The 8,530-nt window shown below is 31.2% G+C and carries 11 protein-coding genes; 4 read left to right on the top strand and 7 right to left on the bottom strand.

Annotated features, from left to right (window positions below; all coding sequences use genetic code 11):
* Positions 1-175 precede the first annotated feature (175 nt).
* From BVC87_RS22730 to BVC87_RS22720, 3 genes are all read left to right on the top strand, one after another.
* The gene (locus BVC87_RS22730; RefSeq protein WP_075344696.1) at positions 176-748 is read left to right on the top strand and encodes a Crp/Fnr family transcriptional regulator; all 573 of its coding nucleotides are present in this window, start codon (positions 176-178) and stop codon (positions 746-748) included.
* A gap of 64 nt (positions 749-812) precedes the next feature.
* Entirely contained in the window at positions 813-1,091 is a 279-nt protein-coding gene (locus BVC87_RS22725; RefSeq protein ID WP_075344695.1) for a YciI family protein, read from the top strand.
* Between the two features lie 72 nt (positions 1,092-1,163).
* On the top strand, positions 1,164-2,735 hold the full coding sequence (locus tag BVC87_RS22720) for an IS1182 family transposase (RefSeq protein ID WP_075344694.1): 1,572 nt from the start codon (positions 1,164-1,166) through the stop codon (positions 2,733-2,735).
* 102 nt (positions 2,736-2,837) lie between these two features.
* On the opposite strand, the gene BVC87_RS22715 is transcribed toward BVC87_RS22720, so the two are convergent.
* From BVC87_RS22715 to BVC87_RS22695, 5 genes are all read right to left on the bottom strand, one after another.
* The gene (locus BVC87_RS22715; protein ID WP_075344693.1) at positions 2,838-3,551 is read right to left on the bottom strand and encodes an RloB family protein; all 714 of its coding nucleotides are present in this window, start codon (positions 3,549-3,551) and stop codon (positions 2,838-2,840) included.
* Complete coding sequence (locus BVC87_RS22710) at positions 3,535-4,845, bottom strand: AAA family ATPase (RefSeq protein ID WP_075344692.1); 1,311 nt, start codon at positions 4,843-4,845, stop codon at positions 3,535-3,537. The genes BVC87_RS22715 and BVC87_RS22710 overlap by 17 nt, the downstream gene beginning before the upstream one ends.
* Positions 4,846-4,962: 117 nt before the next feature.
* Positions 4,963-5,373 (bottom strand): DUF7000 family protein, encoded by a 411-nt coding sequence (locus BVC87_RS23980; protein ID WP_394331647.1) that lies wholly within the window; start codon positions 5,371-5,373, stop codon positions 4,963-4,965.
* Positions 5,262-6,362 carry an AraC family transcriptional regulator gene (locus BVC87_RS22700; protein WP_075344690.1) on the bottom strand — a complete coding sequence of 367 codons (1,101 nt, stop codon included), beginning with the start codon at positions 6,360-6,362 and terminating at the stop codon, positions 5,262-5,264. The genes BVC87_RS23980 and BVC87_RS22700 overlap by 112 nt, the downstream gene beginning before the upstream one ends.
* A gap of 211 nt (positions 6,363-6,573) precedes the next feature.
* The gene (locus BVC87_RS22695; protein WP_075344689.1) at positions 6,574-6,768 is read right to left on the bottom strand and encodes a SymE family type I addiction module toxin; all 195 of its coding nucleotides are present in this window, start codon (positions 6,766-6,768) and stop codon (positions 6,574-6,576) included.
* A gap of 95 nt (positions 6,769-6,863) precedes the next feature.
* Here BVC87_RS22695 and BVC87_RS22690 point away from each other — a divergent pair, with 95 nt between their 5' ends.
* Positions 6,864-7,079 carry a helix-turn-helix domain-containing protein gene (locus BVC87_RS22690; RefSeq protein WP_075344688.1) on the top strand — a complete coding sequence of 72 codons (216 nt, stop codon included), beginning with the start codon at positions 6,864-6,866 and terminating at the stop codon, positions 7,077-7,079.
* Between the two features lies 1 nt (position 7,080).
* On the opposite strand, the gene BVC87_RS22685 is transcribed toward BVC87_RS22690, so the two are convergent.
* Entirely contained in the window at positions 7,081-7,650 is a 570-nt protein-coding gene (locus tag BVC87_RS22685) for a hypothetical protein (protein ID WP_143569891.1), read from the bottom strand.
* A 189-nt stretch (positions 7,651-7,839) separates the two neighbouring features.
* The gene (locus BVC87_RS22680; RefSeq protein ID WP_075344686.1) at positions 7,840-8,373 is read right to left on the bottom strand and encodes an HD domain-containing protein; all 534 of its coding nucleotides are present in this window, start codon (positions 8,371-8,373) and stop codon (positions 7,840-7,842) included.
* Between the last annotated feature and the right edge of the window lie 157 nt (positions 8,374-8,530).

Here is an 8,530-nt window from a genome sequence, read left to right as displayed (position 1 = left end):
TATTTTTAGAAAGTCCGCTAAATTTTTAATTTGGCTTTTAAAAAATGATAAGTTAAAAACAAAATTTAAAAATTCGGCTCTGTGTTAATCCGAAGTGTTAGTGTCTTTTTACACGCTACGTTTCATACACAAGTCCGTTAGGTACAATACGAACCAATCTAAGTTCTGAAAATATTTGAAAGAAAAGTTTAGGAAACATATTGAAAAAATTATTTCTCTGACAGATCAAGAATATGAATACATATATTCACATTTTGCAACTAGAAAAATAAATCGAAAAGATTTTTTAGTAGAAAGAGATAAATATGTTGAAAATGTATATTGGGTTGTAGAGGGACTATTTGAAGCATCTTACGTCGATCAAAATGGAAAAAGAAACATTATACAATTTGCCATGGATGATTGGTGGATAACAGATTATAATGCTTTTTTTAATAAGACTAGAGCCTCAATTGATGTAACTTGTATTGCTACTTCTACAGTACTATCACTAAGCTTAAGTAATCGTGAAAAAATATGTTTTGAATCTCATAAAATGGCGAATTTTTTCCGAATAAAATCTAACCTTTCAAATGTAGCTTCACAAAAAAGGATTTTGAATTTGTTAAGTTCTAATGCTCAAGAAAGATATGAGGAATTTATATCAAAGTACCCTGAATTAATCCAAAAACTATCTAAAAAATCGATAGCTTCTTACCTTGGAGTGAGTAGAGAAACACTGAGCCGCTTAAACTCTTCTCGAAAATAAAACTGTGACATAGATCACCTCTTTGCCACCTATTAATGTTGATTTTTGTAATAAATTATACAAAATGAAAACATATTACATTTTAAACTACAGAGCTTCAGAAAATTTTAACGAAGAAAAAAAGCTATATCAAAATGAACATATACAACTCATGAAAAAGGCATATGAGAAAGGTGAATTAATTCTAGCAGGAGGTTTATTGAATCCTTCGAACGGAGGAATGCTGATTTTTAATGTTCTTGATCAAAAAATTGTTGAAGAATTTGCTAAAAATGATCCATATGTTAAAAGTGGAATTATCGAAAAGTGGGATATTAGACCATGGAACATAGTCATTGGATAAAAGTAAAGTACCTAACAACGGTGCCTGTTGCACATGTCTTGCTAAAGATATTGATATTTTGTATCTTAATGTATGCAAGGAGTCAAGGTTTATCAAGAAAAATTATTCAGTCATTTTCAGTTGAGTACTCGAGTACCTACCACCAATTTTTACAGGCGCTTAAAAGACGTACTACACTTAGATTTTTTATATAGTACAACGAAGGTTTACTATGGTTCAAGCGGTCAAAAGAGTATAGATCCAGTTGTTTTTTTCAAGTTATGTTTGGTAGGTTATTTAGAAAATATCATTAGCGATCGTAAGCTTATGGATCATTGTAGTATGCGCTTGGATATATTATATTTTTTAGGATACGATATCGATGAGTCATTGCCATGGCATTCTACCCTTAGTCGTACCCGCCAACTATTTCCTGAATCGGTATTTGAACAAGTTTTCGTTCATATTTTTGAGATGTGTGTTGTTAAGGGGATGGTTAAAGGAAGTACTCAGGCTATAGATTCCGCTCCCATAAAGGCTAATGCAAGTATGGATAGTTTAGAGTTAAAAGTTCCCGCAGCGGATTTACAAACTCACCTAGCAAATATTCGTCACATCAGTTATGGAGATAGAGAGACTTATAGAAAGTCAAAAGTAAATAAAGCAAGTGAAGTACAGCGTAGTATTAAGGCAAGTGAACACGAGCTTAAGTCCATATCTTCGAGGAATGCACATTGGCGTAAGACGCAAACCCGTCGTCAGGGATCGGGAAATAAAGGGAGTCGTTATACGAGTAATAAAACGCATTATAGCCCAGTAGATCCTGATGCTCGTATCAGTGTTAAGCTAGGTAAAGCAAGAAAACTAAATTACAGTAGCCAATTAAGTGTAGACACAGCCAACCATGTGATCACGGATATCAAAGCATATCATGCCGATGGTAAAGACAGTCAATATTTACCAGACATTTTAGATCGCTTAGGTCAGCGCTTATGGCGTTTTGGATTTAAACTAGAAAATGTATTAGCAGATACGGGTTATAGTAGTGGAGAGAATTATGCCTATCTAGAGCGCAAAGGTATTGCCAGTTATATTCCACCGCATGGCACCTACAAAGGCGGTCCAGAGGGGTTTGAATATATAGAATCTCAAGATCATTACCAATGCCCTAATGGTTCAGCAGTTCCCTTTAAAAAAGTATTCATGGATCATCGCACTCAAACCAAGAAGAAGGAATATCGTATATCGAGTAAGATCTGTTCTCAGTGTCCTCTAAGGCACGAATGTTTAGGCAAATCAGCTAAAGAAAAGCGTATCACCGTTACTTATTATCGAGAAGAATATGAACGAAACATAGCCAGAATACAGACCCCTAAAGGCAGATCGATGAAATCGAAACGTCAAAGTACAGTTGAGCCAGTTTTTGGTACGCTTACTCAATTTATGGGGCTGCGAAAGATCAATACAATAGGTATTCAACAAGCTAACAAGGTGATGCAGTTATCCGCTATAGCTTATAACCTGAAGAAGTACCTAAAATTCATTAAAAAAGATGTAGAAAGTGGGATAAAAACCTCCTTTTCGTGCTTTTTATTTAAAAACCTCCTCAAAGAGCTAAAACAAGCTTTTCTAAGTCACTCAAAATCTCAAGTTCAATATTGTTAATTGAAAATTCTGTTGTCTTAAAAGAGCTTATTCAAGGTCTGATTTTCTAAATTTAGAGGGTTGTGCAACGGTTACCGTTGTTGTGTGTAGGTTTTACTACTTTTATGGTGTATAAGAATAGTATTTTATCCACTGTAATAACTCGCTAATAAGTAAGTGTACTTTTGTACTTGGATTGGCTTCAATTGGTTTATTTTCTTTATGATGCTCCATCAATATATTTGCTCGTTCAATAGCTAAATCTCGGTTACCAGATTTAAAAACTATTTCAATAGTTCGCTCGTCAATTGTGTAATGATCGTACTCGTAATCCTTGTATTCTTCTATTTTTTGAAACTCCTCTTTTAATTGTTTATATATTTCTGCTCTTGGTAGTGGAGTATTCTTATCTACATCTATAAAATGAAGTAGTAGCCATAATTCAAAAGTTTCATTACTATATGCTATTTTGAAATTTTGATTATGAGCTATTTCAAATGCGTTTTCAAAATTAGAAATTTTAGTTGCATTTTCATCAGCGTCATCTTTATCAAAGACAACCCAAATACAATCTACTTCTTTGTTCGCTTCCTTTGCTAATTTATCTCTTTCTTCAATTGCTTTTTCAACTACACCTTTAGGGTCTCTACCAGTACCAACAGGTTTTAAATATAATGTTTCCTCAGGTATTTGTTTTTTATATTCTTTAAAATATGAAGGTTCAGTTTTTTCATCTTCACAAACTATTAGAAATAAATATTCATAGCGTTTAAATCTGATAGGCCTCTCTTTTGCTTCTTTTTTAGCAAATTTATTAAGTTTACCTTTCTTTGCCATCAGAACCTAAATTTAGTGAATGAAAATTTGAAAGAATTGGAATAGCTTTATATCTTCCTTCAAAATATCTTTTTTCTTTATCTGTATCAGGTCTTTCTTTTGTGTTATCTATATAAACGAAGTCCGATAGAGAGTATATTTCAGTAGATTCCCAATTGTTTTTTTCTGAAAAATATATTTGGTCTCTTCTTAGTTTTGAATATGTGAGAAGATTTGTGTCGTGAGTAGCAAAAATTAATTGAGCGTTATTTGGGTTTGTGTCCTTATTTAAAAAAAGATTAATAGTCTCGATTGTCATAATAGGATGTAACTTTGCTTCAATTTCATCAATAATTAAAACACCACCTTTAGTTAATGTCCATAAAATGGGACCACTTAAGTGAAATGCTTTATTTGTTCCTGCCGATTCTCTTTCTTCAAATTTCCAAGATAAAGTATCATTTGTCTCTTTACCTTTTGAATTATATACTTTATGCTTCGCATAAATCGTGAAACTTTTAGAACCACTTAATTGCTTGATTAATTTATCTCTTTCGTTTTCATTCAAGATATCAGGAAGTTCAGACGAATCAAAATCTTTTGTCGTAATGTCAATTTCTACTAAACTTAATCCAAGTTTAGTCATATAGTCATTAATTTTACTTTGATATCCTTTATTGTCCCATAAAGTAACTGTGTTAATTGTTTCAGTATTCAATCCATCAATCATTTGAAAGTGTTTAAACCACTGAAAAATATCTTTTGCCTCATCAATATTAAACATATCACAAGTGGATAGAAACAAAGCATTTGGTCTTGTTGCTTCAATAGCAGTGTCAATTATTTTGTTTTTCCCTTTAAAGGCAGATGAAGTATCTATAATATCTTCTTGTCGTAAAAATAAATAAACTTCTCTACCGACTGATTTTCTATATAGCCATTCTGAAACTACTTGGTCTCTATAAAATTCAAGACCATATCTATATTTTATTTGATTAATAATAAATGTGACTTCAAATTTTGTGGGCTTATTCTCCCAGCCTTTTCTAAGTAAAAAAGGGTCATAAGGTAATTTTGTCGTAGAAGAAGACCTAGCAGATAAATGAATTAATTTGTCAAGTAGACTCATAGAAAGAAGTAAGTTACTTTTTCCACTTGCATTAGAGCCATATATCGCAATAGCATTTAAAGCATTATGCTTTCCTTTTGAAATTATATTGTCTGAAGAATCTCCTTTTTTCTTGTCTGGAATAAGACTTAGTATTTGCTCATCTCCAATAGAACGGTAGTTTGAGACTTTAAATTCTATCAACATGTCTATTTATGTAAAGTTGTAGACAAAAATACATAAGTTCATTTGATTTGCAAGATAAATATGATTAAGTTTTTGTTTATTTGGTACAAGTTATTAGATCGATCAGGTCGTTTTTTATTATTCAAGTATATCTTTTAGTTCTTTAATGAACTTCATCGATTCCTTTTCAATCTTTTCAGTTAAATTTCTTTTATTGTTAAAATCAGGCTTTTCTACAGTGGTTTGGTCTATAATTGACAGACTATCCTCAATTGATTCTGCCAAATGATATTTATTCCAGTCGCTACCTTTAAAAATCTTCCAATATTTTTTTCGAATGCTTTTGTTTTGACCCGATAAGCAAATTGAAAAATACAATTCTTTATGATTTAAGATGATAACGAACTTAAGCTTTTGCTTTTTTAATTCCTCTGTTGTTAGAGAAAAGTAGGAAAAATTGGGGTCTCCTTGATAAATCTTCTCGAGTTTAAAAATTGTGTCATACTCTTTTTGAAAAAGAGTCTCAATTCTTTCATATAGTTTATCAATTGATGATAATCTAAGTTGTTTTCGCATTCTTGGTTTTGAGAGTTGTTTTTCGACAGATTTACATTGTTGATTTCTTCAAGTCTAATATTCTCTGTTTTTTCGAGTGGAATACAAATATCCATTATGAATTTCTGTTCAGGATGAGTTTTGTGGTCATTATGATATATTTCAAAATAATCTCCATCTCTAAATTCATAACCATTTTCAATTACCCAAACACACATACTTTTCCAAGCCTTTGAAATTTCTTCTCCTTTAATTTCAAAATGACCAACTACATAAACGCCCTTTTTTAAGTCTATTTGTCTAATTTCTCCATCCGCATTAATACTCTCACTAATTGTCACACAAGTACTGAATCTTAATTTTGAAGTTTGGGTAACATTAGGGTTGTCGTGATAAATTGTTATTGCTTTAAAATTTGAAGTATCTAATACTCTTTTTTGATGTCCCCATTCCATCAATTTTTGGAACATACTACCTGCTTTTTCAAATTGTCCAATATTCGATATACAAGCAAGTTTTAATTCTGGAAGTTCTTTTATCGTTATTTGTGTATTCATTTTAATCCATTGTTTAATATTATCAATGGAACAAATGTATTTTTCTGATGAAAAAGGTTCTATACCAATCTTGCTAAGTAATTCTTTTCCCTCAGATTTAAATTTCGTTGGACTAATGCCATAGTATTTCTTAAATGCTCTTGAAAAAGAATTATCACTATTAAAACCGTATTTGTAGGCTAAGTCTTTTAAAGAAGGGGGTGGATTAACCAACAAAATTGAGGCAATGCGTTCAACCCTCTTTCTATTAACGTATTCATTTAGCCTTTCGTTTACGACTGTCAAAAATACTCTATGAAAATGGTAAGTTGAATAATGCGTTTTCTTAGATAAAAATTCGAGTGATAGGTTAGTGTCAAGATTATTTTCTATGAAATTCAAGACGATATTTAATCGTTTGAGATATTCTCGTCTTGTTTCATTCATTTCATTTTGGTTTTTCCAATGCCACACAACACCAAATATAAGAAACGTGGGGCAGTTGATCAGCGATACGTTTCACGTTGGCACTAAGCCAAATATAAATATTTTGCTTTTATCATTTTGTGTAAATGCCAAAATTTTATAATTGGCGACATTGCAAATAGACACCGACCTTTCGATTAAAAATAAAAGCCCTATGTTTTCTTATATATTGTTATGCTCTTTTTTCTTTCCGCACTGTTATTATTAGCTCATTCTTTTTCTGCTCGATTAGCACTTCATTTCCTTGTTCAAAACCAAGTTGTTCAAGCCATTTTCCTTCAAGTCTAATTTCAGGTACAGTATAGTTCTTTCCCCATCTTCGATAGCGAAATTTACTGTATATTTTTAAAATCCTGAATTTACTCAACTGTCAACTATTTATATGACAGACATAATAATTAAAATTGAGTTGTCAAACTTTTGTATGACAAAATTGTCGTATAATTAATTGACATTTGTTCTGTGAATAAAGAACAACTTAAAAAGAAAATCGGCCAGCGGATTGTTAGGCTAAGAAGTCAGAAGGGTTGGAGTCAGTCCGATTTGGCTAGAGCTTGCGATAAAGACAGGCAAGCACTTGAAAAGTTGGAAAATGGAAAAGTCAATCCAACTATTTATTCACTTTTAGAAATCGCTAAGGCTTTGGAAGTTTCGTTGAAGGAGTTAGTCGATTTTTAGTTTAATACTTCTTTATTTCTTTCAATAATTGTGCTTTAAGTTTATCAACTGTATTATTAAAAGAATCAGTCGTTGGGTTATTTTGAGTATTATTAAAAATTATACTGTTTAATTCTTTGTGATAAGGATTATTGATTAAATCCCAATTATCAACTAACTGAATAAATTCAGTCATTTTGAAATGGTAATTGGTAATGTGTTTTATAAGTTCTTTACAAAGCTCATTCATTTCCGTCCCATAATCAATTTCAACTTCTGGCAAAAGACTAAGAAATGTGTTGTAGCTTTTTTGAAGATGTTTTAATCTGTTTTCAAATATGAATTTGTACTTTTCTGATTCCTTTGTTTCGGAAATGTGATGCTCTGATGAAAATTCGGAAGCAAGTATCATCGGGCTTCTGACTCCTTTAAAGTCATCTCTTAAATCATATATTGACTTCAATAAGTTTCTTGATAGTTCATATTTTAATTTCCCTTTGTGTTCTTTTTTCCACTTACTGAAACTTCTAATAGTAAAAACTGTCGCAGTCAAAGAACCAATAATTAAAATAATGTCCTTTATTAATGTCAAATCTATATTATTTAAGCACATTTAGTTTTATTTCGAGTTAACATTAATTGAGCATAACGTTCCGGCTAAGAAACGTGGCGTTAGTTTTAGCGATTAGTTTATAAATTTACCTAAATTTTGGTTTTGAGATTGATTTTCCAAAGTAATAAAATCGGTAAGCAATGTTTTTTAGGTTTTGTTATACACATTTTATATTCCTTGCCAAGCTATTCTATCATCTGATCCAATAGCGATTTTTTCTAAAATTAGTTCAAACTTCATTGAAACATCCCAAAAATCGGTTTTAGTTAATTCAGAAATTTCGTTTGTTATTCGTTCTTCCAATTCATTCACTCGTTTTCCTTTCCAAATTTTATCAGATAAACACACTATAAGGTCTTCTATTTTCAGACCTTGATTCTCCCAATTTCCGTGAGTTATTGTAAATCTTGATTCCTCATCATTGTAACCAAGTTCCTTTAGTATTTCAAATCCTTTAGATTCATGCTTTTTACCTTTTTTATATAGTTCATCGGTAATTACAGCTTTTCCGATATCGTGAGTGGATGCACCAAATAGTATTTCTTTTTTATTTAACTCCAAGTTTGGCCATTCAGTGTTTAATTGTTCAACTATATGTAAAGCAGTTGAATTAACAATAGTTAGATGTTTGATAAGTCTTTGAGGAGCGTCAAATTGCTCCAGTAAATTTCTTATTTCTTTAGATAGTTCTACTATTTTCAAATAATTGATTTTATTGTGTATAACGGTCAGTATAAGAAACGTAGGGCAGTTGATAAGCGATACGTTTCGGTTTGGTACTAAGCCAAATATAATATTTTGCTTTTATCTTTTTTGTTGAAAATGCCAAATTTTATATTTGGCGGGCTTTATAAATATT

Origin of the sequence: Tenacibaculum agarivorans, from assembly GCF_001936575.1 — a bacterium.
GTDB classification, from domain to species: domain Bacteria; phylum Bacteroidota; class Bacteroidia; order Flavobacteriales; family Flavobacteriaceae; genus Polaribacter; species Polaribacter agarivorans.
Note: the sequence above shows the minus strand (reverse complement) of the source record. Positions and strands in the feature narration are given on the sequence as shown.

What these genes read in the sequence shown, in the direction of transcription:
- BVC87_RS22700 (WP_075344690.1), bottom strand. Translation starts at nt 6,362, where the DNA reads ATGAATGAAACAAGACGAGAATATCTCAAACGATTAAATATCGTCTTG.
- BVC87_RS22715 (WP_075344693.1), bottom strand. Translation starts at nt 3,551, where the DNA reads ATGGCAAAGAAAGGTAAACTTAATAAATTTGCTAAAAAAGAAGCAAAA.
- BVC87_RS22710 (WP_075344692.1), bottom strand. Translation starts at nt 4,845, where the DNA reads ATGTTGATAGAATTTAAAGTCTCAAACTACCGTTCTATTGGAGATGAG.
- BVC87_RS22720 (WP_075344694.1), top strand. Translation starts at nt 1,164, where the DNA reads ATGCAAGGAGTCAAGGTTTATCAAGAAAAATTATTCAGTCATTTTCAG.
- BVC87_RS22725 (WP_075344695.1), top strand. Translation starts at nt 813, where the DNA reads ATGAAAACATATTACATTTTAAACTACAGAGCTTCAGAAAATTTTAAC.